This is a genomic window from Methanosarcina barkeri 3 (genome assembly GCF_000970305.1).
GTDB classification, from domain to species: Archaea; Halobacteriota; Methanosarcinia; order Methanosarcinales; family Methanosarcinaceae; genus Methanosarcina; species Methanosarcina barkeri_A.
Window position 1 is genome coordinate 1,896,191 of the sequence record NZ_CP009517.1, and the last position, 16,988, is coordinate 1,913,178.

The window sequence follows — 16,988 nt, forward strand, 5'->3', positions numbered from 1 at the left end:
AATGAAAAACGGCTACTTCCAAATGGAAAAAGATCACTTATAAATTATTATAAAAACTTAAAAAATTATTTTTATGGAAACTTTAAAAACTAAAAGTTGCCTATTTTCCAGGCAACTGCTAAGCCCGAAGAAATATGCAGAGTCACGATCTGCAAACAGACTTTAAGTTTATTTTTCGGTTCAATTTAAAACGTATCTCGCTTACAATTGTGTAGTTATAATTGTGTAGTTAGAATTATTAGTCATAATTATTTAGTTACTACTGTTAATCCGACAATTTTCTGTCCAGAGTACCAGACCTTAACCTGGAAGATGTCAGGGTTAGCAAATGCATTTTGTACGGAGGTTTCAATATTTTCGGATGGGTTGGATAAGTACCTCCAGCCATTACCTGCATAGAGCCAAAGAGATCTTGTATTGGAAGAAGGATAGGCCTTCAGTTCAACCCAGTACTTGGTTGCTATGTTATTGGTCACAGCTGTTGTAGACATTGTTTTTCCCAATGTGACTGGGGCTGTTGATTGCTGACCGCCTGAGAGAGATATTTCCTGACTTTGAGAAGATGCAGCACTCAAGACCGCTGGCATCGCTGCCAGGACTAAACATATCACTAAACCTGCTATTATAAGCCGATTTTTCAACATTTATTACACCTCAAATTAGATTATACTATCAAATTTATTATATTACATATACTATGGTATTTTCGCACTCACTGCGCTACAATTTTTAGTTTATTCTCGAGAATCTGCATGTATCAAGAGAAAGATTCTTAAAACAAACCCCGAAAGATGTGTAAAGTACTCTCAATACTTACTAACTGTTATATTTATAGTCCCCGTATATGATACTTTTGACAGTATTTCCCAAATTAATTCAATCGTTTTCGGAATTCAGTACATAAGAGCTTAACAGGTGCTTTCGATCATTTTGAGTCTTTAGATGCTGTTTTTGTAATCAAATCTGCAAATTTTAAACGTGATAATTTTTAATAAAGTAAATGCCATACAAAGGCGATCTGTATCAACAGATGGTATTACCAGGAGACCGTTTTACTGTGCACAAATTAAAAAATTAGAGAATATAGTAGCAAGTGGAAATTTAGTAAAAAGAAATCAAAAAAGCAAAGAGTACTGCAACCAGTAAACTGAAGTTTTAAATGGAGTACGCTGTGAAATAACAGCTAAATCACGGATTCTTCAAACCTGTAACAATTCGGATACTAGCTCGAAGGCCTATCCGGACTATGCCTGCATCTGGACTCTGCATGTCTTTGGACTATGCCCGTCATCCAGACTATGCCTGTCTTTCCTGAAATATCTGACAAACAACTCAAGAAGCTATATTATAAATAGTTTTAAATAGTAAAACAGATGCAGTTAAATATATATTCCATAAAAAATAAAATATAGATGCTCATGCAAAAAAGGATTATATATGGAATTGATATTGCTCGGGGTTCTCCCAGGGCAAGGGAACTTCCCAGGTACGCACTTGCTATCCTTAAGGACGGGGAAGTTCTTCATCAAAGTATGCTCCGTCGCCAGAAAATCTTTAATATGATCCAGCGAGAAAGGCCGGAGATAATAGCTGTTGATAATATTTTCGAGCTTGCAGCCGACCGAAGTGAGCTCCTTTCTCTTATGGAAAAACTGCCTGAAGGTGTTAAACTCGTTCAGGTCACAGGTGGGCTGCATCCCGAACCGCTTGTAAGACTAGCACGGAAACATGGGCTCTCTTTTGATCCCGAAAACCCGAACGATGAAGCCGAAACATGTGCCCGCCTTGCAGATATGGGGGTTGGACATGAGGTTTCCCTTTTTGAAGATATTACAAAAATTAAAGTCAGTAGAGCCCGTTCCCTGGGAAGAGGAGGTTGGAGCCAGAACCGATACCGCAGGAAGGTACATGGAGCTGTGCTGCAAAGGAGCAGGGAAATTGAGAATACCCTGAAAGACCTTTCTCGGGAAAAAGGCATCAGATTCGAAGCCGTAAATGTAAAAGGTTTCGGAGGCTATGTCAGGTCTGAGTTCACTGTCTATGCAAAGCGTGGAGAGGTACCAATACATCCAATGGCAAGTAACGACGCTCAGGTAAGCGTAAGAAGTGTTGAACGCGATAAAATTCGATATGTTCCCCTTAAACCGAAGAACCCGAGACGTAAGTTCACAATCGTGGGAATCGATCCCGGAACAACCGTGGGAATAGCAATTCTCTCTCTTGAAGGAGAACTTCTTTACTTGAAAAGCTCCAGGGGAATGGCTCCTGACGAAGTGGTCAAACTTATTGCCGAATACGGAAAACCTGCAGTTATTGCCAGCGACGTGACTCCAATGCCTGGCTCGGTCGAGAAAATTCGAAGAAGCTTCAATGCCGTACCTGCAAGTCCAGGAATTGAGGTTTCTGCCGAGGAAAAAATAGCGCTTGGAAAGACTTTCGGTTACTCCAATGACCACGAAAGGGATGCACTAACTGCGGCTCTTCTCACTTACCGGAGTTATAAGAATATATTTACCAGGATTGAAAAGAAAGCTCCGCAGAATGCCGATCTTGAATTGATAAAGCTTCATGTAATTCGTGGAGCTTCAATAGAAGCTGCAATCGAAAAAGTTCGGGCTTCAGCTGAGCCTGAAAAATCGAGGCAAAGAGAACACGCTGAAAAGCCGGAAGACAGAGCAGTTGACGAGTCTCTCCTAAAAGTAAGAGAAACGGTTCAGAGGCAGAGCGAGCAGATCCAGAACCTTCAGGAATATCTCGAGGAACTGAAGAAAGAACTGCTTGCAAAAGACAGGAAAATCTCAAAGCTTGAGTCAAGACTGAACAGTTTCAAAAAGGAAGCTTACAGCGAAATCCGAAAATCAAAAGAAATTAAAATCAGGGACGAAACAATTGAAAGCCTGAAGAAAGAAGTCAGCCATAAAAACAAAACCGTAAAGGAGCTCCGGCGCAGAAGCAACAAGCTGCGTAAAATTCAGAAAATGGAGGTCCGTGGCGAAGGTACGGCTGTCAAAGTTATTGCTGCTTTTACGAAGGAGTCCATTGCCGAAACAAAGGAAAAATACGGACTTAAGACAGGCGATGTAGTTTTCCTTGAAAATCCAAGCGGAGGCGGAACTGCAACCGCTCAGATCCTTGTGGAAGCCGGAGTCTGTGCCGTACTCATCCCTGAGGATATTTCGCACGCAGCCGAGGAAACCTTTTTCAAAGGCGATGTACCGGTCTTAAAGAATATTCCACTTGAAAGAGCTGAAGACTTTGCAATGGCCGAACCGGAAACTCTTAAAGCTGCAATTGCAACCTGGGAAAAAGAAGCCGATGAAAAACGCCACAAAGCCAAGGAGGACGAACTGCAGAGCCTCTTTGATGAATATAGGAGTGAAAGACGCAGGGGCCTGGTTTAAAAAAGTCCTTAAAATTTCATGTCTGCCTCAGTCTTGCTTGCATATCACTTCCTCCCCCAGGGAGGTAACTCGGGAGCACCTCTTTTTTAAGCAATAAATCCTATCTGAATCAATATGCCAGATACCATAAAAGAACCTGCTAAAAAACCTGATAAAAAAACAGTCAGATCTCCGATTAAAGAACATTTCCAGCTTAAGGAAACTATAGTTACCATTGCAGCCGACAAGCAGGAACATATTGAAGCTGCAAAAGAAGCAATTCACATTCATAGGGCAGCTCTTGAGACTTACATTCTTTCGGACTCTTATTTTCAGCTCACTCTCGAACCTTACGAATGTCCGGAAAATGCTCCTGAAATTGTAAAAAGGATGGTAAAAGCAGGAAACACTATGGGCATAGGGCCAATGAGTGCGGTTGCAGGCACAATTTCGGCTCTTGCAGTGGAAGCAATGGTTAAAGCAGGAGCAAAATATGCTATTGTTGACAACGGCGGAGATATCGCACTCATCAATGACAGACCTGTTGTGGTTGGGATCTATGCAGGACAGTCTCCAATTAAAAACCTGGGACTGGTATTCGAACCCAGAGACTCGATTACAGGTGTATGCACCTCAGCAGGGACAGTTGGCCCTTCAATCAGCTTCGGAATAGCGGATGCAGCTGCAATATTTTCGGACGACGTTTCTCTGGCGGATGCAGCTGCAACGGCTCTTGGAAACGAAGTAGGTATAGGAAAGAAATCTGTAGAGGCTTCTTTTAAAACCGTGAAGGAAATTCCAGGAATAAAAGGGGCACTTGTAATCCAGGGAGAATATATTGGTATGTGGGGACAGGTACCAAAGATTACAAGGGCAGATGTCAGGTATGAGTATATAACCAAAGCGTGATTGTCAGGAATTGATATCTGGTGTTCTCTTTTTATAACTGACATTCTTCTAATATTTAACTGGTATTATATTTAGAAATTGTGTCTTTTAGAGAAATATTAATATGTATTTCGCAACATAACCACGTAACACAATTACAGATTAGACAAATGATTTTAGAGCTACTTCCGGAACTGATTTTGAACTGAGTCGGTCATCCTGGAAAAAATATAGTTAGACGACTTGCAATTGCTAAAACCACAGGGAGGAAAATAAATGTCCAAGAAAATCCTGATCTTAACAGGCGATTGTGCCGAGGACTATGAGGTGAAAGTACCCCAACAGTCACTCCAGATGCTGGGCTACCAGGTAGATATAGCGGCACCAAACAAAAAAATTGGGGATATGTTGCAACTGGTAGTGCACGACTTCACCACGCTCGATACCTATATCGAGCTCCCTGGGCATCGTATCCAGGTAGATGTTTCCGTAGCTGAAGTAAATGCGGATGATTATGCAGGTCTGGTCGTTCCGGGTGGAAGAGCCCCTGAATACATCCGTATGTATGATGAGACAATTAAACTTGTACAGGATTTCTTTGAGGCTGGCAAGCCTGTAGCAGTCATTTGCCACGGACTGCAGCTTTTGGCAGCGGCTAAAGTCCTGGAAGGCTACAAGGTAACATCATACCCGGCATGTGCTCCGGAATGCAGGTTAACCGGTGCTGATTGGGAATCGAAACCTGTAGTTACAGACAAAAACCTGGTAACAGCTCAAGCATGGCCAAATCACCCAGCCTGGTTAAGAGCTTTTGTTGAATTGCTCGGTGCAAATATAAGCATTTAAGGAAAGCATGCAGGAGTTTCTTTGCAGGACGGATTTATCCAAATTCCATCCTCAAATCCGATAAAGCAAGACTAAAAGTTCACATGAATTTTGACCCTATCTGAATATCGAGTCAAACATATTCAGGGACTTAGAAGTCAAATGCCTCCATAGACTTAGAGCCTATCATAAAATTAGAGATTAACTATACCTTGACAAGGGTAGTTTAAATAACTTGAGCAGGTATTCAATATTAAGATACTCAATATTATACTCAATATTATACTCAATATTGTACTCAATATTGTACTCAATATTATACTCAATATTATAGACTTTTACAGACTTTGTATTTTTACAGTTCTCTTTGACTTTTCGGACACTCTTAATCATTATTCTTATCGTCACCAGTTGATGCAAACCTGGCAAAGGTAGAAATTTCTTTGCTCTTTGCAATACCCTTTCTTAATGAGTCCAAAAATGTGTCTCCAGAGTTTAAGCTATTAACTATTGCTTCCGTTATCCCGCCCTTTGTACTCATATGCTCTATATAACTCATCTGGGACCTCTCAGAATCAAAAACAGGTAGAACATCTTTAGCCCAGTTATAAATCTCTCTAAAATCAGAATATTCGTTTCCAATTATTTCTATCGAATTTTCGATATTTAGCCCTTTTTTATTTGCAATAAGAAGAGCTGCTGGAAGACATACTCCCACTGTAAAAACATGTATACTTTCCTCATCTTGCAATTCATGAACCTTTAAACTCAAAAATGAAAGGATATTTATTAAAGTGTCATTTTGAGGGTAAACTGCTACAATACCTTTCTTCCTTTTTATTGTATCCGGTCCACTTGTCATTATCCTGAATACATTAATGCCTAATGCTCCTTCCATTGAAGCTAGCGAAATGCCAGCCATGCAGGAGACCACAAGGGAATTATTTGTAAAAGGAAGGTCCTTAAGCTCCTTAAGGGACTGAGGTTTAATGGCAATAAATATAATTGTTGATTTCTGGCATATGACCTTGTTATCTGTAATGTTTCCGATTAAACCTGCTTTTTTTATGCTTTCAAAAGTTGAAGGCTTTCCTCCATAAGAAATCATAAGCTTTTCTTTGGGAAATCCATGTTCGATAAATGTCTCCGCAAGGGTTCTTCCAAGAAATCCGGCTCCAATTATGCCTATTGTCTCATTGGCTAGAAGATCATTACTTTTCAGTACCATACAGATAATCTCCTTTAATACGTATCTGAGAAGTAAGAATTAACATGTCGTGTTCTGCATAGTCTGCTGGAGCTGAAAAACTAATAAGCTTGAAGCTAATTGAAAAAGATACATATCTCCTGAGAATATACATGATCCTTTATTTAAATTCTCCAGGCTTATTCAGTGACTTAAATCCATTTTTGCTCTTAAAGAGGAGTGGAGGAGTGGAGTTCGGATTTATCCTGAGTACATTTTTTAGAAACGTTTAAACTTAGAAATTTAGATTAAGTTTGATTAGTTTAGATTAAGTTTGATTAGTTTTGATACTTTACTTTTGGAGAGGGTGACTGTCGGGAAATTAAGACATATTATTAATAATCGGGGCAAAAGTCTCAAGTTACCCGGAAATAAGAGAAATAAATTAAATTCTTGGCCTTACTTTTAAAAAGTTGAAAATTCTCGTACATATATTTTTCCGGCAAAATTGGAAAAAATTCGGTTGAAATTCGCCACGGAAGAAATAATTTTACCCTAAATATATAGGAATTACGGAAGAAAATATATTCTCACCATAAACTATTTATAGAATAGCTGGAATTAGAGGGTTGCACTGGTGTGAAAGGTGCTCCCTGAGGCAGCGGGGCAGCAGGGCAGCGTAAGAGAATCACCGTGTAAAAAGTAAAGTGAAGGAAGAAAAGTAACTGGGCCCGTAGCTCAGTCAGGCAGAGCGACTGGCTTTTAACCAGTCGGCCTAGGGTTCAAATCCCTACGGGCCCGCTATGTTCTATATAATACATCCGGTGGAAAGGCCATCCACGAGAAAGATAAGTTTGATAAATTTTTTGAATACTTTGTTTTTGGAGGAAAGGATTTGACAAAATTCAGCCTGCTCGACCATGAGTCGGTCCCTAAACATGAAATCATGCCTGAAGGCGAGTTAAAGTCTGTTTTAAGCAAGTATTCCATTGAAAAGGAGCAACTTCCGAAAATCAAAGTGCAAGATCCTGTTTGTAAAGAAATCGGAGCTGTTGCCGGAGACGTAGTGAAAATCACAAGAAAAAGTCAAACTGCAGGGGAGGCAGAGTATTATAGACTTGTGATCGAGTAAGCGGAGGGGAGTAAACCGCTTTCACGACCATATTTTCTTCACGGAATGCCTTTTTGAATTCCAGCACTATCGTATGGCAAAACTCAACAGTTGCACATCGATCCAAGGATCAGAATCTCTTGATTTTCATTCTAATAAAGCAAAGAGGGTGCTATCATCGCATTAGAAACAAGTATACTGGCGCAGGCTTATTTTACACGGGACAAGATAGTGCAGCACCATATAGACTCATTTAACAAGTTTATAGATTACGGGCTGCAAAAAATCATAGATGAACAGAGAATAATAGAAACCGATATCGAGGATACCTACCTCAAACTAGGCAAGATAAGGGTAGAACATCCTGTGGTAAAGGAAGCCGACGGGGCAATCGAAAAACTTTATCCCAACGAAGCGAGGCTCAGGAACCTCTCGTACTCAGGTCCTCTATACCTCGAAATGAGCGTGGTAAAGGACGGAGTTGAGTCCGAAGTAATGGAAGCAAAAATAGGACAGCTTCCCATCATGATCAAATCCAAGATCTGTAACCTTCCAGGGCTTAGCGAGACTGAAAAAATCCGTTATGGTGAAGACCCGCTTGATCCCGGGGGATATTTCATTATAGGCGGCACCGAAAGAGTGGTTATGACCCTTGAAGACCTCGCTCCTAACAAAATTCTTGTAGAATATGGGGAAAGGTACGGTGACACTATAGAGGTTGCGAAGGTTTTCTCACAAAAACGCGGATACAGAGCCCTTGTAATCGTAGAAAGAGGAAGAAAATCCCTGCTCGAAGTTTCCTTCCCTTCGATTTCAGGCCGCGTGTTCTTTATTACCCTTATGAGAGCCCTTGGGATCGTAACTGACGAAGACATTGTAAATGCAGTTTCAAGTGATCCCGAAATTATTAAATTCATGCTGGAGAACCTTGAGGAAGCCGAAGTCGAAACCCAGGAAGAAGCAATCGAGAAAATCGGGGCCAGGGTTGCTGCAGGTCAGGCTAAAGAATACCAGATAAAAAGAGCAAACTATGTTATTGACAGGTACCTCTTCCCCCATCTTGGAAATGACATGAGAGACAGGATCTCCAAAGCTCACTTCCTGGCAAGAATGGCTGAGTCATGTTTCGAACTGGCCCTTGGCAAGCGTTCGGAAGACGACAAAGACCACTATGCAAATAAAAGGCTGAAACTTGCAGGAGACTTGATGGAAGATCTCTTCAGGGTATCATTCAACAGACTTGCAAGAGACATAAAATACCAGCTCGAACGCGCAAACATGAGAAATCGAGAACTTAACGTTGCTACAATAGTCAGGGCTGACGTACTGACTGACCGCTTGCAACACCCTCTGGCAACCGGAAACTGGGTTGGAGGAAGAACAGGTGTGTCTCAGCTCCTTGACAGAAACGACTACATCTCTACTCTTTCCCATCTGCGCCGGGTAATTTCACCCCTTTCACGAGCCCAGCCTCACTTTGAGGCCAGAGACCTGCACGCAACTCAATGGGGAAGGCTCTGTCCATCGGAAACTCCTGAAGGCCCAAACTGTGGCCTGGTGAAAAATTTTGCCGAGATGGTTGAACTTTCAACAGGTATAGAAGATACCGAAGGGATAAAGAAAATCCTCCACGACTTAAACGTCGAACGTGTGGTTGTAAAGGTACCTGAAGTCCCGGCCAAAGTGAGAGAAACCTTACTTGATGAATTCGGAGAAGAGATTATTGAAGAATATGAAGAGCCTTCGGAAACCGAAAGCAAATACAAAGATGAAGAGTTTTACGATTATTCAGACATGGACGATGCCGGATCAATGTTCGGTGATTGAGGGGTCGATGCCAGATGACTAAAGCAAAAGTATTCATAAACGGGGAGCTTGTCGGGACCCATGATAACCCTTCTGAGCTTGTAGACGAGCTAAGAAGGATGAGGCGGCAGGGGTTCATATCCAGACAGGTTAATGTCGCTCTTAACAACAACACAAGAGAAGTAATTATAAACTCCGATATGGGAAGAGCAAGAAGACCACTTTTAGTTGTGGAGAACGGACTTCCCAGGGTAACTGAAGAGCATGTCGAGAAAATTAGGAACAAAGAAATCAACTTTGATGACCTGGTAAAAGAAGGCTGTATAGAGTATCTTGATGCCGAAGAAGAGGAAAATGCCTATATCGGACTCTATGAGGCTGACCTTACTCCAGATCACACTCACATGGAGATTGATCCTGAACTTATTCTCGGAATCTCTACCGGAATGGTTCCTTATCCTGAGCATAATGCCTCTCCGCGTAATACCATGGGCGCAGCCATGATTAAGCAGTGTATCGGAGTTGCAACTGCAAACCAGAAGCTCAGACCTGATACACGAGCACATGTGCTCCACTATCCTCAGAGGGCAATGACCAAGACAAGAACCTCGCAAGCAATAGGTTTTGACGACAGACCTGCAGGCCAGAACTTCGTTGTCGCAATCCTGTCCTATGAAGGGTATAACATTGAAGACGCCCTGATTTTCAATAAAGGCTCAATTGAAAGAGGTCTTGGGAGAAGTCACTTCCTCAGAACCTTCGAAGGAGAAGAACGAAGGTATCCAGGTGGCCAGGAAGATAAGTTTGAGATTCCTGACTCCGAATTCCGTGGAGCACGCAGTGCAGAAGCCTATGCAAACCTGGATACGGACGGACTTGTAAACCCCGAAACTCCGGTTGGTCCCAACGACGTACTTATCGGAAAAACCAGTCCACCAAGGTTCCTTGAAGAACCGTCGGACTTCGGAATTGCAGTCGAGCAGAGGAGAGAAAGCTCGGTAACAATGCGGTCAAATGAAACCGGAATTGTTGACACGGTTATCCTGACCGAATCCATTAACGGTACCCGGCTTGCGAAAGTAAAGGTAAGGGACGAAAGAATTCCTGATATTGGGGACAAATTCGCTTCAAGGCACGGGCAAAAAGGAGTTATCGGCCTGAAAGTCCCGATTGCAGATATGCCGTTTACGGAAGCCGGCCTGACCCCGGATCTGATGATTAACCCACATGCAATTCCTTCCCGTATGACAGTCGGGCACGTTCTGGAAATGATTGGCGGAAAAGTAGGTTCCATGGAAGGCAGAAGAGTCAATGCAACAGCTTTCTCCGGAGAAAACGAAGAAGACCTCAGAGAAGCCCTGAAAAAGCATGGGTTTGCCCATACCGGAAAAGAAATTTTCTACGATGGAGCAACCGGCAAAATGATTCCTGCAGATGTCTTTGTTGGGGTTATTCTCTACCAGAAACTGCACCATATGGTTACTTCAAAGATGCATGCGCGGTCTCGCGGACCTGTACAGGTACTTACCCGCCAGCCAACCGAAGGCCGAGCCAGAGAAGGTGGTCTCAGATTCGGAGAAATGGAACGTGATGTGCTGGTAGGGCACGGAGCTGCCATGTCGCTAAAAGAAAGGCTGCTCGATGAGTCGGACAAGGTTGTGGAACTTGTCTGTTCTCACTGCGGAATGATTGCAACATATGACAAGCAGCGGAATGTCGCTTTTTGCTCAACCTGCGGAGCTGACACGGATATATATCCTGTTGAGATGAGCTATGCATTCAAGTTGCTGCTGGACGAAATCAAATCTCTGGGAGTTGCTCCCAGGCTTAAACTTGAAGATGCGGTATGAGGTGAGGCAGATATGGCAAATGTACCTCCTATTCCGAAAAGAATTGCTTCTATTAAATTCGGACTACTGTCTCCGAAAGAGATCCGTAAAATGAGTTCGACCCCGATCATCACAGCCGATACTTACGATGATGACGGGTTTCCAATTGACATGGGACTTATGGACACAAGACTCGGAGTCATTGACCCCGGTCTTCGCTGCAAGACCTGTTCAGGGAGAGCAGGCGAGTGTCCCGGACACTTCGGGCATATTGAGCTTGTAGCTCCGGTAGTTCATGTTGGTTTTAATAAAGTAATCCGAAAACTACTCAGGGCAACCTGCAGGAAATGCAGCAGGCTCTTGCTTGACCCTGCACAGAAACAGCACTTTCTGGACCAGCTTACAGGCATTGAGGAAATCGGACATATGCCTGATGACCTGATTAACGAGGTTTATAAAGAGGCCAGTAAAGTAAAGACCTGTCCCTACTGCAATGAGGAACAGCTGGAAATTAAATTTGAAAAACCCAGCGAATATCTCGAAAACGGGGAGAAATTAACACCTACCGAGATAAGGGATCGTTTTGAGAATGTCCCTGATGACGATATTCGGGTTATCGGAATGGACCCAAAGAACGCAAGGCCTGAATGGATGATCCTTACGGTTCTACCCGTACCTCCTGTTACGGTTCGTCCTTCGATTACCCTTGAATCCGGGCAGCGCAGTGAAGACGACCTGACCCATAAACTCGTAGATATTATCAGAATTAACCAGCGCTTCCAGGAAAACAGGGAAGCTGGCGCTCCTCAGCTTATTATTGAGGACCTCTGGGAGCTCCTTCAGTATCACGTTACAACCTTCTTTGACAATTCAGTCTCAGGAATACCTCCTGCAAGACACAGGTCAGGAAGGCCCTTAAAGACTCTATCCCAGCGTTTGAAGGGTAAAGAAGGACGTTTCAGAGGAAGTCTGTCAGGTAAGCGTGTTAACTTCTCTGCACGTACGGTAATCTCTCCGGATCCGAACCTGAGCATTAACGAGGTCGGGGTTCCAATGCCTATTGCACGGACCCTGACAATGCCCTCAGTAGTAACACCAAGGAATATAGAACAGCTTAAGGTCTACGTGCGTAACGGAGAGGATGTGCACCCCGGTGCAAATTACGTACTGCGTCCTGACGGCAGACGTATAAAAGTTACAAATGTAAACAAAGACGACCTTGCAGAAAAGCTGGAATTCGGATGGGTAGTGGAACGCCAGTTAAAGGACGGAGATATTGTACTTTTTAACAGGCAGCCATCTCTACACAAGATGAGTATTATGGCTCATTCCGTGAAAGTACTTCCGAATAAGACCTTCAGGCTGAACCCTGCCGTATGCCCTCCATATAACGCTGACTTTGATGGGGACGAGATGAACATGCATGCCCTTCAGACCGAAGAGTCCAGGGCTGAGGCAAAAGTCCTGATGCAGGTTCAGGAAAATATTCTTTCCCCGCGTTTCGGAGGTCCTATTATAGGTGGGATCCATGACCATATTTCAGGGCTTTTCCTGCTGACACGTTTTGAGAATCATATCTTAGCCAATGATGCCTACGATATGCTCCGGAAAAGTGATATTAAGGAGTTGCCTTCCCCTGCAGGGTACGATTCCGACGGAAAGCCTTACTGGACAGGAAAACAAATCTTCAGCCAGATTTTGCCTAAAAATCTTAATGCACAGTTCGCAGCCCAGGTCTGCTCGCACTGCGATACCTGTAAGAAAGAGGAATGTCCGAACGATGCCTATGTGGTAATCCGGGACGGAGAACTTATTGCAGGTACAATAGATGAGGCAGCTATCGGAGCATTCAAAGGAAAAGTTCAGGACCGTATTATCAAGGAAATAGGCCCTGAAGCCGGATCTCGTTTTATAGACAATATGACCATGCTCGCAGTTAGGGCGATCATGCGGACAGGCCTGAGTTTCGGAATAGCTGATGAAGATATTCCGAAAGAAGCAAGGATTCAGATCAATGAAGTTCTCAATAAAGCTGAAGATGCTGTGCAAAACCTCATCAAGTCTTACCAGAATAAGGAGCTTGAACCTCTTCCTGGAAGAACCCTTGATGAGACAATTGAAATGAGCATTATGCAGAAGCTCGGAAAGGCCAGAGACGAGACCGGTAACATAGCAGACAGCCATATGGGGCTTGAAAACCCGGCAGTTATCATGGCTCGTTCAGGAGCCAGAGGTTCCATCCTGAACCTTACTCAGATGGCAGCCTGTGTTGGACAGCAGGCCGTGCGTGGAGAACGTATCCGCAGAGGATATGCAGGCAGGACACTCCCCCATTTCCAGAAAGGAGATCTTGGTTCGGATGCCCACGGATTCGTAAAGGCAAGCTACAAGAGCGGACTTAACCCAACTGAATATTTCTTCCATGCAATCGGTGGTAGGGAAGGTCTTGTGGACACTGCAGTCAGGACTTCACAATCAGGGTACCTGCAGAGAAGGCTTGTTAATGCTCTACAGGATCTGGAAGTCCAGTATGACCTTACAGTCAGGGATACCAGAGGGGTGCTTGTACAGTTCAAATTTGGAGAAGACGGAATTAACCCCACAAAGAGCGACTTCAGTAAACCGGATACGATCCACAGGATTGTCGATTCCGTAGCAAAGCGGGAGGTGGCCTGATGAGTATTAGTGAAAGCACAATCGATAGCATGATAAAAGACTTGCCTCTCCCTACAAATATCCTTAACACTCTCAGGGACGATGTTATCAAAGCCGGAGTAAGTAAAAAGGAAATGGAAGAGATTATAGAAAATGTAATGGAAGAGTATCGCAGCTCGTGCATTGAGCCCTGTGATGCTGCCGGTGTGGTTGCAGCCCAGTCCATAGGGGAGCCAGGCACCCAGATGACAATGCGTACCTTCCACTACGCTGGTGTGGCTGAGATTAACGTTACTCTCGGTCTGCCCCGTCTTATCGAAATTGTGGATGCTCGAAAAATTCCGAGCACTCCTATGATGACGATTGCTCTTTCGAAAGAGAATCCTGAAGATTATGCTTACGACAGGGAAAAGACAAGAGTCCTTGCCTGGGAAATCGAAGCAACGAAAATCGACCACATTGCTGACGTGACCACTGATCTTTCCCAGATGAAGTTGATAATTGACCTGCATGAGAAGGCAATGGAAGGCAGGAATATTACTATAGATCAGGTAAAAGAAAAGTTTAACGAAGAATTGAACGTAATGGTTGTCATTTCCCAGGATATAGATAACCAGATTATTATTTCCCCTGGAGAACCTTCTTACAGAGAGCTTCTCCAGCTTGCAAAAAGCATCCACAATGTCACCCTGAAAGGAATAGAAGGGATCAAGCGTGTGGTAGTCCGTAAGGAAGGGGAAGAGTATACTCTCTATACCGAAGGTTCGGCCCTGCGTGAAGTGCTTCAGTTCGATGGCGTGGACAAGACAAGGACAAGTACAAATAATATTAACGAAATTTATGAAGTACTTGGAATCGAAGCTGCAAGGAACGCGATTATTAAGGAAGCTACAGACACCCTGCGCGAACAGGGTCTAACTGTAGACATCCGGCATATTATGCTTGTGGCCGATCTCATGACCTGTGACGGGGAAGTAAAACAGATCGGAAGACACGGAATTTCAGGTGAAAAGGCAAGTGTTTTTGCCCGTGCAGCTTTTGAAGTTACGGTAAATCACCTGCTGGATGCAGGAATGCGCGGTGATGTGGATCAGCTCCAGGGGGTCACGGAAAACATTATCGTCGGCCAACCGATCCGCATGGGTACCGGAGACGTGCACCTTATAAGCCGAAAAACAGAGAAAGTTGAAGCCGAGGAAGAGTGAAGGTTTGCAAAAAACCTGAAACTCAACCTATAATTATTTAAATCCGTAGCCTGATAAGAGACCATTTCAGATCAGGTATACGTTACCTTTACGAAACTCGGAAAATCCTGATGCAGAAACTCGAGTCTGCGAGGCTCATAACCAGAAAATAGATATAAGGCATCAGGTATTTAGAGTACCATATAACCGAGCTTGGAAAATCTTTATTAGGAAAGAGACAGAGTAGACGAGCTCATTTGAGACAGAGTTGATGAAAATGAAGATCAATGTTGATAAATCTCTTATTAAAGCTGTGAAAACAGGAAAAGTAATAATTGGAGCCAACCGGACTGTGGATGCAGCAGCAGACGGATCTGCAAAAATGGTGGTCCTGGCATCAAACTGCCCCGAAGAAATTAAAAAGAAAGTTCAGGCAACAAATGTCCCTGTTCTGGAATTCGATGGCACAAGTGTAGAACTCGGGCCAGTATGTGGTAAGCCCTTTACTATTGCAGCCATGGCAATCCTCGATGTAGGAGAATCCGATATCCTGGCAGCTACAGTTTAAAAGAAGGAGTTGGCAACGTCTTGGGTGAAATAAGACTTACTGCAGAAAGCATCCAGTACATTGCGTTATTTGAAAATATGACACGAGCTAAAATCCTCGATTGTATTCCTGAAGAGGAAAGGCTTGTATATGTCGTAAAACAGGGTGATATGGGACTTGCTATAGGCAGAAACGGGGAGAATATAAACCGTGTTAAAAAGACTCTTGACAAACCCATAGAGCTTGTGGAATATTCCGATGAACCTGTCACCTTCCTGAAGAACGCCTTCGGACCTGTGTCCGTGAGTTCGGTAAACATTATAAACAAAAATGGCAAGCGATTAGCTTATGTAGAGGTACCTAATAAAGAGAAGGGGCTTGCCATAGGCCGCAATGGAAAAAATATAGAAAAAGTAAAGATGCTTGCCCGTCGCCATCATAATATAGAAGACGTGATCCTGCAGTAATCTAACTTTTAATTTACACTGATCCATTAATCCGGCGTTGAAGGATAATCTGGCATCCAGTATGCCCTAGAAAACTGAGATCAATTTTTAATTTGGAGAAATTAACAATGGCTAAAGGAAAATATGCAGCTAATATTCTCACACAGAACAGGAAAAATGCCCGCTGGAAAGACTCATACTACGGCAGGCGAGTTCTTGGGCTGAACGTGAAAGCCGATCCGCTCGGTGGTGCACCGCAGGGTCGGGGTATTGTGTTAGAAAAGGTAGGAGTTGAAGCAAAGCAGCCAAACTCAGCTATCCGCAAATGCGTAAGAATCCAGCTCATCAAAAACGGGCGTCAGGTAACTGCTTTCTGTCCAGGAGACGGCGCAGTTAACTTCATTGACGAACACGATGAAGTGACCGTGGAAAGGATTGGAGGTCGCATGGGTGGTGCTATGGGTGATATTCCGGGCGTACGCTTCAAAGTAATTGCCGTAAACAATGTGTCCCTGAACCAGCTGGTTATCGGCAGATTGGAAAAACCCAGGAGATGATTTTCTTGAAGATATTCGGCAAATGGGACCCGACTGAAGTTGAAGTCCGAGACCTAGGAATTAAGCGCTATGTCAGTCTTACTCCTGTTATTGTTCCCCACAGCAGTGGAAAGCACGCCAGGCAGCAGTTTAACAAATCCGAAATTTCTATTGTAGAACGTCTGGCAAATAACCTGATGAGGACTGAGGTAAACACAGGAAAGAAGCAGAGGACTCTCCGCGCTGTTGAAGAAGCTTTCGACATCGTGAACAAGAAAACCAAGCAGAACCCTATCCAGGTGCTTGTGGATGCTATTGCTAACGCAGGTCCGAGGGAAGAAGTGGTAAGGCTGAAATACGGCGGAATTTCCGTGCCAAAAGCAGTAGATACCGCACCACAGAGGCGTGTGGATACAGCCCTGCGCTACATCAGTATGGGAACCAACAATGCAGCCTTCAAATCCAAGCGTTCGATTGCGGAATGTCTGGCAACCGAATTAATAGGCGCTGCAAATCGTGACACGAAGTCCTTCGCTATCAATAGGAAGGATGCAAAAGAAAGAGTAGCAAAGGCAGCACGTTAATCGATTATGCG

The 16,988-nt window shown here is 43.6% G+C and carries 14 protein-coding genes and 1 tRNA gene; 13 read left to right on the forward strand and 2 right to left on the reverse strand.

The genetic code is table 11. The features are described 5' to 3' along the window. Positions 1-248: 248 nt before the first annotated feature. Positions 249-611 carry a hypothetical protein gene (locus MSBR3_RS07635; RefSeq protein WP_196297029.1) on the reverse strand — a complete coding sequence of 121 codons (363 nt, stop codon included), beginning with the start codon at positions 609-611 and terminating at the stop codon, positions 249-251. Positions 612-1,412: 801 nt separating this feature from the next. Here MSBR3_RS07635 and MSBR3_RS07640 point away from each other — a divergent pair. From MSBR3_RS07640 to MSBR3_RS07650, 3 genes are all read left to right on the forward strand, one after another. Then, positions 1,413-3,401, forward strand: a complete 1,989-nt coding sequence (locus MSBR3_RS07640; protein WP_048107396.1) for a DUF460 domain-containing protein — start codon at positions 1,413-1,415, stop codon at positions 3,399-3,401. 114 nt (positions 3,402-3,515) lie between these two features. Continuing rightward, positions 3,516-4,289 (forward strand): UPF0280 family protein, encoded by a 774-nt coding sequence (locus tag MSBR3_RS07645; protein WP_048107397.1) that lies wholly within the window; start codon positions 3,516-3,518, stop codon positions 4,287-4,289. A 255-nt stretch (positions 4,290-4,544) separates the two neighbouring features. Further along, positions 4,545-5,114, forward strand: coding sequence for a DJ-1/PfpI family protein (locus MSBR3_RS07650; protein ID WP_048107398.1), 570 nt, complete (start codon positions 4,545-4,547; stop codon positions 5,112-5,114). A 364-nt stretch (positions 5,115-5,478) separates the two neighbouring features. On the opposite strand, the gene MSBR3_RS07660 is transcribed toward MSBR3_RS07650, so the two are convergent. Next, a complete protein-coding gene (locus MSBR3_RS07660; RefSeq protein ID WP_048107400.1) occupies positions 5,479-6,321 on the reverse strand; it encodes a pyrroline-5-carboxylate reductase family protein in 843 nt (280 codons plus the stop codon). A gap of 685 nt (positions 6,322-7,006) precedes the next feature. Between MSBR3_RS07660 and MSBR3_RS07665 the strand changes: the two genes are divergently transcribed. The 10 genes from MSBR3_RS07665 (at position 7,007) to MSBR3_RS07710 (ending at position 16,977) form a co-directional block, all read left to right on the forward strand. Further along, positions 7,007-7,080 (forward strand) — tRNA-Lys (locus tag MSBR3_RS07665). A gap of 94 nt (positions 7,081-7,174) precedes the next feature. Continuing rightward, positions 7,175-7,411, forward strand: a complete 237-nt coding sequence (locus MSBR3_RS07670) for a DNA-directed RNA polymerase subunit H (protein WP_048110179.1) — start codon at positions 7,175-7,177, stop codon at positions 7,409-7,411. A gap of 210 nt (positions 7,412-7,621) precedes the next feature. Further along, the gene (locus MSBR3_RS07675; RefSeq protein WP_048107401.1) at positions 7,622-9,217 is read left to right on the forward strand and encodes a DNA-directed RNA polymerase subunit B''; all 1,596 of its coding nucleotides are present in this window, start codon (positions 7,622-7,624) and stop codon (positions 9,215-9,217) included. 14 nt (positions 9,218-9,231) lie between these two features. Next, positions 9,232-11,046 (forward strand): DNA-directed RNA polymerase subunit B, encoded by a 1,815-nt coding sequence (gene rpoB, locus MSBR3_RS07680; RefSeq protein WP_048107402.1) that lies wholly within the window; start codon positions 9,232-9,234, stop codon positions 11,044-11,046. Between the two features lie 12 nt (positions 11,047-11,058). Further along, a complete protein-coding gene (locus MSBR3_RS07685; RefSeq protein WP_048107403.1) occupies positions 11,059-13,701 on the forward strand; it encodes a DNA-directed RNA polymerase subunit A' in 2,643 nt (880 codons plus the stop codon). Between the two features lie 29 nt (positions 13,702-13,730). After that, positions 13,731-14,885, forward strand: coding sequence for a DNA-directed RNA polymerase subunit A'' (gene rpoA2, locus MSBR3_RS07690; protein WP_394297726.1), 1,155 nt, complete (start codon positions 13,731-13,733; stop codon positions 14,883-14,885). 250 nt (positions 14,886-15,135) lie between these two features. After that, the gene (locus MSBR3_RS07695) at positions 15,136-15,432 is read left to right on the forward strand and encodes a 50S ribosomal protein L30e (protein WP_080942242.1); all 297 of its coding nucleotides are present in this window, start codon (positions 15,136-15,138) and stop codon (positions 15,430-15,432) included. Between the two features lie 20 nt (positions 15,433-15,452). Beyond that, positions 15,453-15,878 (forward strand): NusA-like transcription termination signal-binding factor, encoded by a 426-nt coding sequence (locus MSBR3_RS07700; RefSeq protein ID WP_048107405.1) that lies wholly within the window; start codon positions 15,453-15,455, stop codon positions 15,876-15,878. 107 nt (positions 15,879-15,985) lie between these two features. After that, positions 15,986-16,414: a 30S ribosomal protein S12 gene (locus MSBR3_RS07705; protein WP_048107406.1), complete on the forward strand. Its 429-nt coding sequence runs from the start codon at positions 15,986-15,988 to the stop codon at positions 16,412-16,414. Next, a complete protein-coding gene (locus MSBR3_RS07710; protein ID WP_048107407.1) occupies positions 16,411-16,977 on the forward strand; it encodes a 30S ribosomal protein S7 in 567 nt (188 codons plus the stop codon). The genes MSBR3_RS07705 and MSBR3_RS07710 overlap by 4 nt, the downstream gene beginning before the upstream one ends. Positions 16,978-16,988 lie beyond the last annotated feature (11 nt).